General features: G+C 66.7%; 10 protein-coding genes. All 10 read left to right on the forward strand.

Going from position 1 to position 18,310, the window contains the following annotated elements:
• Position 1 precedes the first annotated feature (1 nt).
• A complete protein-coding gene (locus B9Y64_RS15750) occupies positions 2–742 on the forward strand; it encodes a hypothetical protein (RefSeq protein WP_100441515.1) in 741 nt (246 codons plus the stop codon).
• Positions 739–2,220, forward strand: a complete 1,482-nt coding sequence (locus B9Y64_RS15755; RefSeq protein WP_100441516.1) for a hypothetical protein — start codon at positions 739–741, stop codon at positions 2,218–2,220. The genes B9Y64_RS15750 and B9Y64_RS15755 overlap by 4 nt, the downstream gene beginning before the upstream one ends.
• Positions 2,217–2,564: a hypothetical protein gene (locus tag B9Y64_RS15760; protein WP_157804531.1), complete on the forward strand. Its 348-nt coding sequence runs from the start codon at positions 2,217–2,219 to the stop codon at positions 2,562–2,564. Before B9Y64_RS15755 ends, B9Y64_RS15760 begins: the two co-directional genes overlap by 4 nt.
• 89 nt (positions 2,565–2,653) lie before the next feature.
• Entirely contained in the window at positions 2,654–4,468 is a 1,815-nt protein-coding gene (locus tag B9Y64_RS15765) for a hypothetical protein (RefSeq protein ID WP_238379916.1), read from the forward strand.
• 28 nt (positions 4,469–4,496) lie between these two features.
• Positions 4,497–5,993, forward strand: coding sequence for a hypothetical protein (locus B9Y64_RS15770; protein ID WP_100441519.1), 1,497 nt, complete (start codon positions 4,497–4,499; stop codon positions 5,991–5,993).
• Positions 5,993–15,553: a PLxRFG domain-containing protein gene (locus tag B9Y64_RS22290; RefSeq protein ID WP_238379917.1), complete on the forward strand. Its 9,561-nt coding sequence runs from the start codon at positions 5,993–5,995 to the stop codon at positions 15,551–15,553. The genes B9Y64_RS15770 and B9Y64_RS22290 overlap by 1 nt, the downstream gene beginning before the upstream one ends.
• Positions 15,554–15,652: 99 nt before the next feature.
• Complete coding sequence (locus B9Y64_RS15785) at positions 15,653–16,006, forward strand: hypothetical protein (protein WP_049407711.1); 354 nt, start codon at positions 15,653–15,655, stop codon at positions 16,004–16,006.
• Between the two features lie 82 nt (positions 16,007–16,088).
• Entirely contained in the window at positions 16,089–17,021 is a 933-nt protein-coding gene (locus tag B9Y64_RS15790) for an SOS response-associated peptidase family protein (protein WP_100441520.1), read from the forward strand.
• Positions 17,022–17,098: 77 nt separating this feature from the next.
• On the forward strand, positions 17,099–17,446 hold the full coding sequence (locus tag B9Y64_RS15795) for a hypothetical protein (RefSeq protein ID WP_238379918.1): 348 nt from the start codon (positions 17,099–17,101) through the stop codon (positions 17,444–17,446).
• A gap of 83 nt (positions 17,447–17,529) precedes the next feature.
• On the forward strand, positions 17,530–18,144 hold the full coding sequence (locus tag B9Y64_RS15800; protein ID WP_100441522.1) for a hypothetical protein: 615 nt from the start codon (positions 17,530–17,532) through the stop codon (positions 18,142–18,144).
• Positions 18,145–18,310 lie beyond the last annotated feature (166 nt).

Genomic DNA, 18,310 nt, shown 5'->3' on the forward strand with positions numbered 1-18,310 from the left:
CATGTTGTCCAAGCCGCCAGTGTCCAGGTACGTCCCGCCCCAGCCCGCGAAACCTGCGGTGCCGTACCGGGCTTCCTATACCGTCTGCGGCGCCTCGCCTGCTCAGGGCTACTGGCGGCAGGAGTGCAGCGAAGGCCGGATGCCGGCGCCGAGCAACGGCGCTGTGCAGTTGCCGAAAGGCGCCACCATCCTCGGCTACGAAGAGCAGAACGGGGTCACCTACGTGCGCTACATGCTCTGCAGGAGTGTGTTCGTTCAGACCTCGCCGCCTGGCCCCGTCACCTGTACGACGTATCCGGAGCAGAAGGCGGAGCCTGCCGTGCCGGCTGTTCCTCCGCGCAGGGAATACCTCTCGGTCTTCGCATGGGACGCCGGTGCGGATAGCGCGGACGAGCTCGACGGTGATGTCGCGATGCGGCTGACGATGAGTCGCGCCGTTGGTGTGGTGGTCGGGCTCGCCATCTTGGACGAGGCGGAGCTGTCTGACCCGGCCCGGGTCCGACATGGGCTGTACTTCCATCAAAGCGAGGGTGGCCGCCTGCAAGCCTGCGTGCTGGAACGCGGCCGTCGCGTGTCGCCGATCCGGTTCTATGACCCCCAGGACCTCTGGGAGGTAAGGCGCATCGGCGGCACCGTCCACTACCTGCACAGCGGACAGCGCTTCTACACGTCGCAGCAAGCCAGCCACGGGGTCGTGGTCGTGGGTTGTGCGATCTACGCGACCGGAGACTTCATCGAATGACCATCGAGTTCCTGCCGCTGCAGCATGCGGAGATCGAGGGGCGTGGCCAGGTCACGTTGTCACTGAGGGCCGTGGGGGTTGGCTCAGGGCTGGGCGCCGCCGGCAGTGCCGTGCTGCGCCTGGGCTCGTCTGGACAGGGGCAGATCTACTTCGGCGGCGGGGTAGACCCGGTGGTACCCGCCAACGGTGCCGCCGCATTGAACCTGGTCACATCCGGGCAGGGCTACGGCCGAGACATCGGCGGCGGTGCCGCGGCGATCAACGTGCGCGCTGCAGGCTTCCAGACTGCCCCCGGCCGTGGAGCGTGCGGCGCGCGCCTGGCGCTGTATGGCAGCGGTCGACAGGTCACCACGCCGCTTGCCTATGCAGGCCTGTCTGCCCGACCGCGCATGATCTCTGCGTTCGGCGGACGCTGGTTTGCGTCGCCGCGTTCATCGCTGGCTATCGGCGAGAACCGAAGCAGCCTGCCAACGCACGTGCTGAACGAAGTGCTCTCCATCGACGAGGCCCGGCGCAGCGCGCTGCTGGCCAGCTGCAGGACGGAGGACACGCTGAGCCTGGAAGACGCGGCAGCGGTGGTGTTCATGCTGCTGGTCGAAGAGGGGGTTGCCTTCACCTCGGACATTCGCGCTGACTCGATCAGGTTGGAGCGCGTCATCGACCGCCTGCTGATGCTGGGGGTGGCCACGTCCTACGCCGATGCGTTGAACGCCCTGGTCGGCGGCCTGTGGTTCGGCGCCCTCACCGAAGCACTGCGCACCGAGACGGTCACCGATGGACTGCTGGGCTCGGACCTGGTGGCGAGCTTGCAGCGCGCGGCAGAGCGCGTGGTGGACGGCATGCTGGCTGATGCCGCGGCATTCGAAGCCGGTACCGGCGTGGTGATGGTGGATGAGCAGCTGCTCGTCGGCGCCGCCGGCAGCGCGACGGCCGAGCTGGCCCAGCTGCTGAAGGACGGGCTGGGATTCGTGACCCGCCTGGCGCTGGACACCGGCGAATACGTCGCATGGGTCATGAACACCGAAAGCCGCGCGCTGAGTCGTTACACCCAGTACCCATTCAACAGCTTCGCCAAGATCGGCGGTCGCTACTACGCCGCGGCTGCGGACGGCCTGCACCGGCTTGATGGTGATGACGACGACGGCACGCCGATTGCTGCGCGGCTGCGGCTGGGCCTTTCCGCATTGGGCACGCGCCGCCTGAAGCGGCTGCCCGAGGCGTTTGTCGGCTACACCGCCACGGGCGCGCTGCTGCTGCATGTGATCACGGTCAACGAGCAGAGCGGCCAGAAGGAAGCGGCCATCTACCGGATCCTGGAGCGACCGGCATCGAGCGAGCGAGAAACCCGCTGGAAGCTGGGGAAGGGGATCAAGGCCGTCGACTTCGACTTCGTGATCGAGAACGTGGACGGCGCCGACTTCGAGCTCGCAGCCATCGACTTCAGGCCGATCTATCTTGATCGTCGTACCAGGGGATGACCATGGCAGGACCTTGTTTCTGGCGCGAGCCATTCAACCTTGTTCAGGACTGCGGCGAAGACCCTCAACCCAGCGACTGGATCCTCACCTTCAACAACGGAATGGTGAACGGCGAAGAGACATCCGAGCTTCCTGGATTCGCCGTAGGCACTGACTTCCTGCTGAAGATCGAGGGCGATGTCGACGATCGCACACTCGAGATGCGGTATCGCATCGACAGCGACCGATATGCCGCCTACTACATGGGCGAACAGACCAGCTACAACGGCCCCGACGGGGCAGCCGCCGTGGCGACACAAGGTGCAAATCGTTGGGACGTATCGATCTACGTCCTGTGGAGCTGACCGGAGAAGCATGAATGGCAACTACCTGGTGTCCTGACCTGTCGGCGGATGCCGCTATCACGCTGGTCGGAAGCGCGCATGACAAGTTCATGGAGCTCGGCTCGACCACGTACAACATGGCCGTGTCCAACCTGCAGGGCCTCAACAGCGTTCGGCTGGATCCGATCGACTTCAACGTCGACTTTCGCTTTGCCGATCCGCAGGCCACGTTCCAGCGGCCGCGCCGCCCCGACCTGGATGAAGGGGCGCTGGAATTCCGCGCTCCTGACGTACCGCTGCCCAGCGCGCCCGGCTTCGTAGCGGCTCCGATCTCGATCAGCGAAGCGCCCGAGCTCGACGCTCAACCACCGACGCTCGCGTTCGGAGCGAAGCCGACCACGCCGAACGTGGTCGAGCCCACGCTTCCTGTGGATCCGGCGCCGATTGTGCTGCCGGCGGAGCCGACCTATGTCTTGCCGCAGGTGCCGACGTTCGAGGCACTGAACCTGCCCGACGTGCCGAACATTGCCTTGCCGGAGTTCGAGGCGGAGAAGCCAATCTTCATCGAGCCGCCGTTCAACGAAACCTGGCAGTTCGAGGCCACTCCATATGTCAGCACGCTGGTGGACACGCTCACCGCCACGCTGAAGCCGATGATCGTCGGTAGCCAGGCCCTGCCAAGGATCATCGAGGACGCGATCTTCCAACGCGCCCGCAGCCGCATCGAGCTGGACACCCAGCGGAACGTCGACCAGGCGGTTTCGGAGTTCGCCGCCCGTGGCTTTGCCGAGCCCCAGGGCATGCTGGCCGGGAGGATCCTGGAGGTCCGGCAAACCGGGCAGGGTGCCGTGGCCGAGGCCTCTCGTGATGCGGCGATCAAGCAGTTCGAAGAATCGCTGGCCAACCAGCGCATGGCCATTGCTCAGGGCGCGGCGCTGGAAGGGACACTGGCGCAGCTGCACACCGACGAGCAGAAGCTGATGCTGCAGGCGGCGACGTTCCAGCGCGAAACCGTCATCGCCGTGCTGAATGCCAGGATCTCGGTCTTCAACGCTCGCCTGCAGGCCTACCAGACCGACGCCCAGGTGCTGCGCGATCGCATCCAGGCGGAGCTGGCCAAGGTCGAGGTATTCCGGGCCCAGATCGAAGGGGAGCGGGCACGGGGTGAGATCAATGAGCAGCGGGTGCGCCTCTACGAGTCGCAGCTGCGCGGTGTAACCACCCTGGCCGACTTCTACCGCACCCGCGTCGAGGCGGTGAAGGTGCAGGCGGACATCAACCGCTTCGGCATCGACAAGTACCGCGCGCAGGTCGACGCCTATGAGGCGCGCTGGCGTGCCCACGTCGCCGAGTGGCAGGGCTACACGGCCAGTGTGGAGGGCGAGGGCAAACGGGCGGATCTGTATCGCACGCTGGTCGATGCCAATGCCAAGCGTGTCGATGCCTGGGCGGCCAGCAACAACATGCAATTCGAGGCCGAGCGCCTGCGCATGGCGCAGCACGGGGTTGACCTGGACGTGTGGCGTGCCGGCATCACTCGTTGGGACGCGACGCTGAGCGGAGAGCGCGCTCGACTGGCTGCTGTCGGCCAGGCGTTCGACGCGAAGGCGCGGATCTACAGCGCCGACGCCGGCGTGGAGCAGGCGGCCTCGGCCGCGGCCGATCGCAGTTTCGAACTCGGACTGGCGCGGGAACGCGCCGACGTCGACGTACAGCTGCAGCAGGCCCAGATGCGCATCCAGCAAATGCTCGGCCTGCTGGCGCAGTCGGCGGAGATCCAGCGGGCAAAGGCGCAGATCTCCAGCCAGCTCGCCGCCAGCACGATGAGCGCCGTCAACTACGGGGCCAGCGTTTCCAGCGGCCGCAGCAAATCCAACTCCTGCTCGCAGAACTACAGCTTCCAGGGCGAGATCGCGGACGCCTGATCCGCCTCAACTTCAATAGGGGAATCGCATGGCCATCAACGATCGAGACGAACTGAACCCTGCCGGCGTCGCACCCGGGCAGCCCCGCATTGCCGCCCGGCCGAGCCCCGGCACGGCCTTCGGCTCGGCGCTGCGCAGCGGTGTCGCAGGAACCGCCACGATGGCGCGGCAGGCCGCCGGCGCAGGCCTGCGCGCGGCGGGTACCGTCGCCGACGCGGTGACGGCGCCAGGACGCGAAGCGGCCGGCTTCGTGCGTGATGCAGGCCGCGCAGCCGTCGGCGCGGCGCCGTCGCCACAACAGGGCCAGCCGTTGAGGGCGCCCAGCCAGCTCAATCCGATTGGTGGCGCCGCCAGCGCGCTCAGCCGCATCGCACCGGCGAGGCTCGGCGGTGCCGCGAAGCCGAAACCGACGTTCGGCGCTGTGAGCTCGAGCGTTGACTCGACTGCAGGCCTCGCTGGTTCGCGCCTGGCTGGGCGGCCGTCGATCGGGGCAGACTTCACCGGGGTCAGTTCCAGCGTGAGTTCCACGGCGCCCCTGGCGGGCGCTGCAGGTGCCGCAGCGCCCCGGGCGTCCACCGCCCCCGCAGCAGCTGCGCCGAGCACCTACACGACACAGGATGGCCGCACTGCCACGTTGCCAGCGGGCATTACTCGCACCGTGGATGCCAACGGCAATTCGGTGTTCACCGGTTCCGCCGCAACCATCGCAGCCAGCGGCGGTGCTGCGGCCGCGCCGGCCGGTGGCACGCTGGCACCCATGGTGTTCCCCCTTGCGGCTGCACCTGCAGCGCCGACGCTGGTGGCTCCGCGGCCAACGCCGCAGATCGTGCAGCGTGGTCGCCAGGGCGGGATCATTGAGAACCCCGCCGACACCACGGTGGACAAGCTCACCCGAGCAATGGGCAGCGCCAGCCTGAAAGGCAGCCCGAGTGGCCGCGCCGCAGTAGCACAGGCAATCCTGGGCGAGGCCGGCGCGCGCCAGGCCGAGCGCGCATCTGCGCTCCGCACCCAGGATGAGGCCGATCTTGCCGCTGGCCAGGTCAACGCGGTCGCGGCACAGGGCGACGCCAACCGCGCGCTGCAGGCCGGTCAGTTCAACGCACAGATGCAAGACAACGCCGCCAACCGGCAGGCATCGCTGGAAACCGCCCGCATTGCTCGCCGGCCGGAGATCTCGGTGGCGGCCGACGGCAGCATGGGTGTTGTAGGTGGCGACGGTAGTTGGCGGGCGGTAACAGGCGCCGACGGCCAGAACGTGCGCGCCGCGCAGGCGCCGCGTCAGACCGGGGAGCTCACCGATGCCGACCGCCTGAAGTCCTACACCGATCGATTCAACGCCATTTCCGGGAACGTCACGATGGACGAAGCCGCGAAGACGGCCGCCCTGGCCCAGCTTGATGCGGATCCACTGTATGCGGGGCTGCGCCCGCAAGAGGCCCCGCCCGTGGAGGGAGCGCGTAAGGCGCCAGACGGGAACTGGTACGTGCAGAACAACGACGGAAGCTACTCGAAGGTGAATCTCTGATGGCAACGTTCGAAAAGGTCGATGGGAATCCCTTTGGCGCCGGCGCAGCCGCAGCACCAGCTCCCACAGGCACCGACAAGGTTGCACGCCGACCGACGCTGTCCCCCGTGCAGGGCGATCCGTTCCAGAAGGTGGCCAAGCGCCCGGAGCGATCCTGGGGTGAGGCGATCAAGGACACCGGGCTCGGCATTGCTTCCGGCGCCGCCAACATCATCGGTGGCGCCGTGGAGCAGCGGAACTCCATGGAGCCGACCAACATCGTGCGGCAGGGCCTGCGCGCGCTGGACAGGCTGGGGGTCAAAGGCGCATCCGAGACCGCCGCGCTGGTACCAGGCACGCCATCCGAAGTCTTCGGCGGGCGCCGGGCTGGTTCGGATAGCGCGGGCTTGTCGAAGGCAACGCAGATGGCCACCGACTACCTCGGCGAGAGCCAGTCTGATGCGCTCAAGCAGGAAAAACAGGACCTGCAGGACACCAAGGGCTTCTTCGCCAGTGCCGGCAAGGTGCTGTCCTCGCCGCGACTGATCGGCAATTTCCTGGCCGAGCAGGTGCCAAACGTTGCCGCGATGGGCGCCGGCACGCGCCTTGCGGCTGCGCGGGCGGGCGAACGGGCCTTGGCGGGTGCGTTGGCCAAGGGTCTCGGTACCGAGGCCGCTGAAACGGCAGCAACCGCCGCTGGTCATCGCGCGGCGACTGCCGCTGCCACCGGCATGACGACGATCATGGAGACCGGATCGGCGGGCCAGCAGACCTACCAGCAGGCGATGGCGCAGCCGCAGTCGGTCTGGGATGCCAATCCGGAATACAAGCGCATGGTCGCCGCCGGCGGTGACCCGCAGACGGTCAAGGAAACCATCGCGCGCGGCGCATCGATGGAAGCGCAGGCGATCACCGCACCGATCGCGGCGATCGCCGGCCGCATTGCGGCGCCGTTTGAAGCCGACGTCTTCACCCGGGGCCTGGCGCGCAAGCCAAAAGCGATGCTGGCCGGCGCCGCGCGCGAGACTGTGGAAGAAGGCATCCAGGAGGGCGGCTCGCAGCTGGCCGGCAACCTAGGCCAGCGCCAGGTCGACCCGACCCAGGCAGCGTGGGAAGGTGTCCCTGAAGCGGCTGGTACCGGTGCGGCGATCGGCGGCCTGCTCGGTGGCGGCATGGCCGCCGGCGGCGCGATCGCCAGCCGCGGTAACAACCAGGCCGCAGTGGCAGCTGATGCGGAGCGGGAACGCCTGGCACGCCGGCCGACGCCGACGCCACCTCCGCTGCCGCCGCCGCCGATCCCCCAGATGCTGGCGCTTCCGCCGCCGGAAGTGATGACTGCTGCACCGGACGGCACTATCACGCCTGGCAGGGTCCGCCCGGAGGTCATGGCCGAACCTGAGATGCGCTTTCCGCAGGGCCGCGGCATGTCCGCTCCCTTTGACGGGACTCGCGTCGCTGCGCGGCCGCAGCCGACGGTACCGTTCCCTGACGCAGCCCCCGACTCGATCGCCGGCATCGCCAACCTGGTTTCCCAGGCCCGGCGGCCCAGTGAGCCTGCGGATACCGCAACAGCTGCGGCAGCGCAGGCAGAACCTGTCGCCCCGCAAGCCCAGGAAGGCCAGGCGGCCCTGGTAACACCGGAAGTTCCGGCCGCCGCGGCGCCTCCGGCGCCTGCGGTCGCGCCGCCGTGGGTCGATGCCCAGACCGGTGAAGCGCTTCGAGAGCCGACCACGACGGACATCAAGCAGCTGCTGCACAGCGGCCTGCAGTACCAGGTCGAGACGCATGGCGGAATCAATACGCCGACCCTGCTGCGCTCCATGCGTGATCAGTACGGCCTGCCCAGCGCCCGTGTGCGCCCGCTGCTGGACGAGGTAAAGGGCGAGCGTCGGCGTGGCCTCACTGAGCCGCCCGCCGATGCCGGTAACCTGGCAGCGAGTGAAGTCGCCGGCGCGGCATCGCCGGCGCAGCAGTCGCTGAGGGAGGCTGCACCGGCTGCAGATCTCCAGCTGGATGGTGCCGCGCCAACCAATCGATCCGCCCCGGAGCCACTGGCCAGCGAATTGCAGCGCGCGCCCGGTGATGCGGCTGCGCAGTTGGACACCGGTTCGTCTCGCGCACCGGTCGCCGAGCCGCGTGCAGCCGGCGCGACGGAGACAGCCAGTGTGGCCGGGACCGCTCCGGAGCAGTCCGTGGCCGAGGCGAGCGCTGGCCAGACCAACGTGCCCGCGCAGGCCGAGGTGCCGAAGGTGGCTACCGCGGCTGCTGAGGCGGCGACGAACCCGCAGAACGATCTGCCTGCGCCCACGGATGCACAGAAGGAAGCCGGCAACTACAAGAAGGGTCACGTCCGCATCAACGGACACGACATCAGCATCGAGAACCCCGCCGGCAGCCAGCGGGATCCGCGCTGGCCCGCGCTGAAGAACCACTACGGCTACTTCAAGGGCACCGTCGGCAAGGACAAGGACCACGTCGACGTCTTCATGACCGACCGCGCTGAGGATCCGGCGCTGCCGGTGTACGTGGTCGACCAGGTCAACAAGGACGGCTCCTTCGATGAGCACAAGGTCATCATGGGCACCGCGTCGGAGCAGGAAGCCCGAGAGACCTACCTGGCCAACTACTCGAAGGGCTGGACGGGCTTGGGCGGCATCAAGGAAATGTCACAGGAGCAGTTCAAGGCCTGGGTGCGCGATCCGAAGAAGACCACGCGCCGCGTCACCCGGGCCCAGCAGGCGGAAGCGGAGCCCGCGCCGACGCCGCAGGCCGCTGCGCCCGCAGGTGGAACGGGGCAGGGCGTAAGCACAGCAGCCGAAAGCGTCGGTGCGCCGTCGGAAACCGGTGGTGGGTTGGCCAAGATCGAAAGTGAACCTGCAGCTGCAGCAGCTGCAGCGCCGGCAACGACCGACCAGCCCCCGGCCTATACGCCCAAGGTGCGACGCATCGGTGGTTCTCCGCAGTACGACCGCGGCGACATTGGCACGCTCGGCGCCTACTTCACGCCCGGGCGCGTCGTGAAAGCCTATGGCAACACCCGGGATCGAGTGATCGAGTTTCGACCGCCGGAGAAGGATCAGCGCTGGCAGGTGAAAGTTCAGCAGGTCGATTCCGCCGGCAACCCACTGTCTGGCGAGAAGCCGCGCTGGCACAGCACCACCCCGTCGCCGAACGACCTCGAGCAAGTGCTCGGCAAGCCGATCGCGAAGGCGCGCAAGGCTGCCGCCCCCGCACAGGACAGCACCGCAGCGGCCGACGCTGTGCCTGCGCTGCCGCAGAAGGGGGCCGCTGGTCCGGCGGTGATCGAAGACCTGGGTGAGAAGCTGGGCGGTGCGCGCAAGGACCTGGCCAAGCCGACTGGTTCGCGGCCGCAGCGTCGGGCAGACCCCGACGGTGACCAGAACACCGGTGCAGCCTGGTCAAAGAAGTACGTCGCGATGGAAGACACGCGCAACCCGGGAACCTGGCGCCTGTTCAAGGCGAAAAAGGGTCGCTTGGGTAACCCGCTGGCCAGCCGGCAGACCTTTGCCAGCCAGGCCGAGGCCGACGCGGCAATCCCGATGGTCGAGCTGGCTCGCAATCACCGCGCCGTGGAGCGTGAGCCCGGCAACTGGGCGATCGCGCGCGACGTCACCGACCGCAAGCGCGTCTATCTCAAGGACGGGTTCGACACCCGCGCGGCGGCGCTGCAGTACATGGCCGAGAACGCGCCAGCACTGATCGACACCAAGACCACCGTGGGGGAGGACGCTCTGCCGCGGCCGGACAAGGTCATGCGCATTGGTGAGGCGCGGCGCGAGGGCGATGTCCAGGGCCAGCAGTTCATGGACACCTTCGGATTCCGAGGCGTTGAGTTCGGCAAGTGGAACAACCAGGACGAGCGCCAGGAGGTGATGAATCACGCCTTCGACGCGCTGGTCGACCTGTCCGAGCTGCTGAACCTGCCCCCGCGCGCGATGAGCCTGGACGGCCAGATCGGCCTGGCGTTCGGTGCACGTGGCCACGGCCTCAGCGGTGCCCGCGCGCACTACGAGCGGGACTATGCGGTGATCAACCTGACCAAGCTCAAGGGTGCCGGGTCGCTGGCCCACGAGTGGATGCACGCCCTGGACCACTACCTCGGCCGGCAGGACGGCCGGGGGTCGGAACAGATCACCAACAGTCGCGGCGACAAGGTCATGAAGGCGTCGGGTGTTGACGACTACCTGAGCAATGCCAGCCGATTCCGGGGGAACGTGCGTCCGGAGCTGCGTGCGGCGTTCCAGGAGCTGATGGACACCATGCGAACCCGTGCCGAGCAGTATGTCGAAGACACGGCGCGCGCCGAATCTTTCCTGGGCAAAGCCCGTGACCAGGTGCAGAAGCAACTGGGCGACCTGCGGGCCCACATCGAGAAGGAGCGGGCGTGGGGATCGCGGAAGCGGCCGGCCACGCAGCCGGAGCTGGCTGCGTTCGACGCAGCGGCAGATCGGTTGCTCAACGGTGAGACGTTCATCACCGATGCCAAGCCGACCAAGGGCGGCGGCGTCCGGTTCACCAACGAAGAACTGGACGCGCTCGACGGTGTCTTGAAAGCCGTTACCAACCGTACCGGCTTCAACTCCGAGCGCACCGGCTCGCTGGATCGATTGCGCGATGCGATGGGCATGTATCAGCGCCGGGTGGAGCTGTGGCAGTCGGCAGACGCCGGCGAGGCGAAGACCAAGAACGTGCCGACCTCGTTCATGACCGAGGCCCGAAAGCTGGACGATGGCCGCGTGGGCAACTACTGGACCGCGCCGCACGAGCTCCTGGCACGTGCCTTCAGTTCCTACGTCGAGGACCGCCTGCAGGATGCCGGCCGGGCCAGCGCTTTCATGTCCTTCGGTTCGGACCCGCGCTTCGCGGTGCCGGTCGGTACCGAGCTCGCTCGGCCGTTCCCCGGCGGCGCCGAGCGCCAGGCAATGAATGCCGCCTTCGACCGCTTCTTCGCTGAGGTCAAGCACGAAGAGAGCCCGACCGGTGGTGTCCGGCTCTTCTCCCGCCGTGGCTGGGAGGCCGACTTCCCCGACGTCGTGACGGCTCACCGTCCCGGCCGCCTGAGCGCGCACGCGGATTACGCTGCAGCCAAAGCCGGCGACGACACCGCGGCGCTGCGCGTGGCGCGCGACGTCATCACCCCGGAGTTTGTCCAGGACGTGCGTGCTGCGCTGCCGGAGGGCAGCAAGCCCCTGGTGGTGGCCGTGCAGTCCCAGGAAGCCACAGGTAACAACCGCATCCCGCGCATGGCCGCCGAGGTGCTGGCCCAGCGCCTGGGACTGCAGGTGTCCGAAGACATCGTCCAGGCCGCCAAGGTCAATCGTAGTGCCGGGGATGCCCTGCACCGGCTGGCCAACCAGCCCCCGTTCACCGGCAAGGTGGAGAAGGGCCGCGACTACGTCCTGATCGATGACACGCTGACCCAGGGAGGTACCCTGGCCCAGCTGAAGACCCACATCGAGGACAACGGCGGCAAGGTGGTGCTGGCCACGGCTTTGACCGGCAAGGACTATTCGCGGAAAATCGCCCTCAACTCCCAGAGCCTGGCCGACGTCCGTGAACGTTTCGGATCAATCGAACCTTGGTGGCGCGACCAGTTCGGCTACGGCTTCGAAGGCCTCACCGAATCCGAAGCGCGCTCCATCCTCACCCTCGACAAGGGACGTCTCGATGCTGACGCCCTCCGAGATCGAGTCGCTGCAGGCCGAGTACCGGGCCTCCGGCCAGTGGGCGAAGGAGCAGCTGGCCAAGGATCCGGAGCTGAAGCACCTGGGCCCGGCGGGCGGGTAAACCGATCCGCAGCTCCTGCCGCCAGCGGCGGCCTGGACTTCGACCGCGCGCTGCAGCTCAAAACCGACCTGACCCAGCATTGGGGCGAAAACGCGCCCAGCGTGGTCGTGGTGCGCTCGGCTGAGGATTTCCCTGCCAGCGCCAAGGTGGATCCGGGCTATCGCCGCGCCGAGGGTATGTACGACGGTCGGCCCACGGTCTGGATCAACGCCGGCAACATCGCCACCGAGCAGCGCTTCGCGCAGGTGCTGGCCCACGAGGCAATCGGGCACTACGGCGTTGAGTCCGTTGTCGGTGCCAAGGACTGGACCCAGATCGTTGACGCGATCGACAAGCTGGCCGCCGACGGCACCGGCACCGCTGCGATGAAGGCGGTGCTGGCGGATGTGACCAAGCGCTACGGCACCGTCGATCGCGAGACCTTCGCCAAGGAAGCGATCGCCGTCATGGCGGAGCGGGGGATCCGCAACAGCTTCACCAGCCGCGTCGCCGCCGCGGTCCGCCGCTTCCTGCGCCGCGTCATGCCGTCGCTGAAGTGGTCCGAGACCGAGGTTCGGGACCTGTTGAGCCAGGCTGACAGCTTCCTGCGTGCCGGCATGTCGGCCCAGGCGCAGCGGGAAATGGTGCGGTCCTACTCGTTCGCACAGCCGCAGATCGACGGCCGCGGCGAGGCCTTCCTCGAGCAGAACGGTGGTCGATTTCTCCGCCGCGACGATCAGTGGTACCTCGCCGACGAGCGCGGCCGGCCGGCCGACTTCCTGACCCTTGGTGCCGCGCGCGCTGAGGCCGAGCGCACCGGTGGCCAGGTGCTGGCCGATCCGGTTGAGAGTGGGCCGCGTACCTGGAGCGTGGTGCTGCCCAACGGCGCCGAGGTGACTCGGGCCGCGCGCGGCCGTCTCTTCAGCATGCCGCCGGCAGACGCGCTCGCGGACATTGATGCGATCCAGCAGGGCATCCAGGGCGACGACGTACTGGCGCGTGCCCGGCAGAAGCTGAAAGACCTCAGCCTGAGCAAGGTGAAAGACACGTTGCGGCCCACCTGGCTCGGTGCGCTGGCCACCCGGCACCTGACGGAGCTGGGACGCGACTATTTCCCGACCATCGATCGCTATTCGGACTACCTGGCCGAAATGCAGGCCGATCGGAACAAGCTGCAGGCGGAGGCCGACACGATCGCCGAGGCGGCGCGCCAGTGGGCAAGCAAGAACAAGGCGGAAAGCCGGCGTCTGTTCGACCTCATGCACCAGGCCACCATGGACGGTGTAGATCCGTCGCGCGAGTACCAGCCCCTGCAGTTCCGGATGCCCGGCGAGAAGGGCCTGCAGGTGGTCAACCGTAAGAACGTGTTGCACGCCATCAAGGTGAAACAGCAGCAGATGCGGGAGCGCAGCGGCGACACCAAGGCGAACATCATGAACGAGGTCAAGGCGCTGAAGGCCATGCTGAAGGCAGAGCCACGGCGGCAACGGCAGTACGCTCCGTTGGTTGAGCAGTGGTCACAGCTGTCACCCGAAGCGCGGAGGTTCTACAGCCAGTTCCGTGATGCCTATCGAGCCAGGTCCGACGCGGTGGAGGAGGCCTTGGTCCAACGCATTGAGGACCTGAAGGGCGGCGACATGGTGGGAGGAACGGCCCTAAGCGATAGCAGTCGCCGCATGTTGGTGCACAAGGTTCGCGAACAGTTCGAATCCGCACGCCTGCAGGGCGTCTACTTCCCCCTGCAGCGCTTCGGCAAGTTCTTCGTTGCGGCGGAGAAGGACGGGACCAACACCTTCCTGATGTTCGAATCGCAGAACGAGCTGGATCGAGCTGTAAAGGACCTGGAGCGCAGGGAGTGGGCTATTACCGCCCGAGGTATGAAGACGAAGGGCAAGGCGACGGACGCACCGAGCGGTTCCTTCGTTGCCGACGTGATCGACCAGCTGCGGACGGCGCATGTATCCGACGCGGTCCAGGACCAGGTGTACCAGCTGTATCTGCAGACCATGCCGGAGCTGTCGATGCGCAAGCACCAGATCCACCGCAAGTCGGTGCCTGGCTTCGACCCTGATGCCGTGCGTGCCTTCGCCTACAACATGCAGCACGGGTCGCACCAGCTCGCCCGACTGCGATACGCCCACAAGCTGCAGGGGGTGCTGACCGACCTGAAGGACGCGCAGAAGAAGATTCAGGCAACCCCCAGCGTCGACACGCGAAAGATCGTGGCGGGCGACGCCCTCCTGGAAGAGCTTGGCAAGCGGCACGAATGGATCATGAATCCGACCGACTCGGCGCTGACCAACCTGATCTCGTCGTTCGGCTTTACCTACTACCTGGGCGCCACGCCGGCGGCGGCGCTGGTGAACGTGACCCAGACCGCCCTGGTCAGCTACCCCTACCTGGCCGCACGGCACGGCGGGGTCAAGGCCATGAACTACCTGCTGGCCGCCAGCCGCGACGCTGTGCGCACCGTGGGCAACATCCAGAGGACGCTGACCGACCCCGACGAGCTCCGCGCCTACCAGGCGCTTGAAGCCTCCGGTGCCATCGAGAAGACGCAGGCCCACAATCTCGCCGGCATCGCCGAAGGTGGCATGACGGGCTACAACCCAGCCTGGAGCAAGGCCATGGAGATCATCGGCTGGGGCTTCCACAAGACCGAGGTGGTCAACCGCGAGGCGACCGGCATGGCCGCCTACCGCCTGGCCCGTGCCGACGGCAAGTCATTCGACGAGGCGGTGAAGTTCGCCCGGGACGCCATCTTCGACACCCACTTCGACTACAGCAACGCCAACCGCGCCCGCTTCATGCAGAGCGGTACCGCCAAGGTGCTGCTGATGTTCCGGCAGTACAGCTTGAACATGACCTGGGCGCTCGGGCGGATGGTGTGGCAGGCCACCAAGGGGCAGGACCCCGAGGTGCGCCGGGTGGCACGTCGCAACCTGACCGGCCTGCTGGGCATGAGCGCACTGTTCTCCGGCGCCATGGGCCTGCCGATGATGGGCATGATCATGGGGGCGCTCAATGGCATCCAGGCCACCTTCGGGGATGACGACGAGCCGTGGGATGCAGAGACCGAGCTGCGCGCTTTCCTCACCGGCATGCTGGGGCAGGGCGGGGCGGATCTGCTGCTGCACGGGCCGGCCGACAAGCTGACCGGGGCCAACATTTCCGGCCGTGTCGGCCTGGACAGCCTGTGGATCCGCGACGCCGATCGCGAGCTCGACGGCCGCGGCATGTTCAACAACCTGCTCGAGCAGGCCGCAGGGCCAATGGGCGGGGTCCTGAAGAACGTGCTGGTTGGCAAGCAGCAGGTCGACGAGGGCCACATCATGCGCGGCGTGGAGACCATGCTGCCCAAGGGGCTCAAGGACATGATCAAGGCTGGCCGTTACGCCACCCAGGGCGTCAACACCCTGCGCGGCGATCCGGTCGTCGCGGACCTGTCGCCCTGGGAGATCCTGCTGCAGGCCAACGGCTTCGCCCCGGAGAAGGTGTCCAGGCAGTACGAGACCACCCGCGCGCTGAAGAACTACGAGCAGCACATCCTCGACCGCCGCAAGTCGCTGGTGAACGCCTTCGCCATGGCCCTGCGCAACGGCGACGCCAGCGACCGGGCTTCGGTGCTCAGCAAGATCGGCGCCTTCAACAAGGCCAATTCGGAGCTGGCGATCACCTCGAGCGGTCTGCAGCAGTCCATCAAGAACCGTGCCCGCTACAGCGCCAGGGCTGAGGCCGGCATCGTGCTCAATCCCAAGCTGGCCGCGCGACTGAACAAAGCCGTGACGGAGTAATTGCTGGAACGCTGTAACCCCATCGGGCCTTACCGGATGAAAGCAATGTGAAGACGCCGGCGCTGGTGCCGGCGTTACCGATACAGGGGTCAGTAACCGATGGACAAGAAGGACTCGCAGCTGGTGGCCATTGGAGAAGGAAAGCAGGAGAACGGCCAGCCCATGGACAGTGGTGCTGGTTTTCTTTCCCCTGCAACAGGCTTGGAGGTGGGGCCCAAGGCATCGCGGGGGCGGCACTCTCGCCGCCAGACGCTGGAGAAGGGCATGGAAGATGAGCGCCATAAGGCTCAGGTGGTCTCGATGGAGGCCTTCAAGGCAGGCCGGGTGGGGCAGATCCCCCCGGAGTTGCTGGAGATGTACGACCAGCTGACCCGCGACCAGCACGCGCTGGTGCGGACCTCGATCGTGCTCGTGGCGGCGCTGCGGAGGCGCCTGGGCCTGCCGGACCTCTAAGGGCCATGGGGCCGCCACGGCGGCCCCTTCTGCTGTGCCGGGCGCTCACGGCGCCGTAAGGCCGGCGTGCTGTAATCCGGCCATGTGCTACTCCGCCCAGATCACCGCCGCCTATCAGAAGCTGGTCCGCATGACTGGCGCCACGATCTCCCTTCAGGAGTTCGCAGCTCTCTACGCCCATGACCCGGGGAAGAAGCGGCCGAAGACGCCGAAGGCGATGGATGACGCGTTCCGCGCCGGCGCAAGTCCGGCCGAGCTTGCGGTTTGGGCCGAGATCGAACAGTGGAACCGCGCCGAGGCGGCCATCCTGGAGCAGGAGCTGTTCGCGAACCGGAAACGCCTGGCGGACGCGGAGCGCGCGCTGCAGGTGAAGGAGACGAAGAAGGCGCGGGAGGACGTGCGGATCGCCGGCAACAAGATCGAACGCGCGCTGGCCAAGCTGGCCGACCTCAAGCGCTCCGAACCGAAGGACCGCGACAGCCGGATCTTCCCTGGGGTCTACGCCCCGGTGATCATTTCCGTGGGCGGCAAGCTGGTCATCAAGCCCATGCGCTATCAGTGCCGCCTGGCCGGGAAGCCGGCCAACTACGACCAGCGCTTCCCGGGCACCTACAACGCACGCCGAGATAGCCTGGAGAAATTCTGGGCGCCGGCATTCGGCCAAACCCACGGGCTGATGGTCGTGGAGACGTTCTACGAGAACGTGGAAGGTCCAGACGGCAAGAACCAGGTGGTGCAGTTCACCCCGCGCACCGGCGAACCGATGCTGGTGGCCTGCCTGTGGTCGCACTGGACGGACCCCGCAGGGAAAGAGCCGGACCTGTTGTCCTTTGCCGCGATCACCGACGATCCCGAGCCTGAAGTCGCCGCGGCTGGCCATGATCGGACGATCATCAACATCAAGCCTGAGCACGTCGACGCCTGGCTCAATCCGGATCCGGCCGACCTGGCCGCGCTGTACCGGATCTTCGACGACAAGCGGCACCCCTTCTACGAGCACCAGCTCGCTGCATAGGAGGGGAGCGACGGTGGCGTGGCAATAGAGTGCTCACAATCGCAGCCACTGCGACCGCCATTCGTATCCTGCCGGCCATGCCGCTTCCCGATTCCTTCTACTGGACTACGCGCTCTGCCAGCAAGCCGGGCGATCCGCTCACCGTGATCGCCTGCGAGGGCGTCTGGATCGTGTCCATGTCCCAACGTGTGGACGATGGCACCTGGGTGGCAACTCTCGATCGACATCGGCATGGTCCTGGCAGCGGTCCGTGGCGGCACTGCAGCAGCTACGACCAGGGCCGCGCCGGCGCCGAGCTCTGGGTCACCAGGCACCAAGCTCGATTGCGGGAAGACGTCGCCAAGATCACCGCCTGGCGGGTTGCCGTGCGGGCAAACAGGCTGGCCAAGGCGAACACCGATCCACCCTTCGGCTGGATGGGATAGACCCTCCTGCGTCGCCGATTTGCAGAATTGCGCGAATCGTCAAATCGTTCAGGCAAGATGTGCTCCCAGACAGGGAGCGTGTGATGAAAATTGAGCAGTTGATGCTGACTATTGGGCGGTGTGCTGACAAGGCAGATTCGGGCTGGTTTCAGAGCGCGGCACCGATCGTGCTTCCAATCATCACGCTGATTCTGGGCTTCTTGCTGAAGATGGCCGAGGACGCATACAGGGCCAAAGGTAAAAAACAGGAAGACCTGCGAAAGACTGAGGCAGATCGGGAACTGCGAAAAGAGGCATATCGCGAGGAACAGTCCGAACGCCTGAGAGAGAGGGAGCTTGCCAATCTTCTGGCTCTCCAGCCGCTCACATTTAATCTGGTGCGCGCCTACGCAAAGCACTATCTGGCAGACTTGGCCAACTACCGCTCCACTCAAAAGTGGGGAGTGGATCTGGTTGGGGATGTGAGCGAAGAGTATCGACTGGCTCTGCAATCTGTCCTGCCCATTGAGGCGCGCCTTCACTCGAGAGATGTTGCAGCACATCTCAAGGCGCTCAGAAAAGCGATGGGGAAAGGGGTCCTTACCAAGGACAAGGCAACTGCCGATGCGCTCTATGATGAGGCCGCTGATCTGTTCGAAGTGTTGCAATCAGCCCTGGGCGAGGAAGTGCGCCGTCTAGAATCCGCAGGAACGCACTGACCCCTGCCAGCATCAAAAGCTGGCAGAAAAGCTGGCAACTTGCTGCCAATCCATGCCCAATCCTGACCATGCGGCAGTTATGAACGAAAAAGCCCATCAAGCTAAGGCATTGATGGGCTTCACTATTTCTGCGTTTTGGAAACCGGCGCCGATGGCGTCACGGGGA

Source organism: Stenotrophomonas maltophilia, from assembly GCF_002799245.1.
GTDB classification, from domain to species: domain Bacteria; phylum Pseudomonadota; class Gammaproteobacteria; order Xanthomonadales; family Xanthomonadaceae; genus Stenotrophomonas; species Stenotrophomonas maltophilia_S.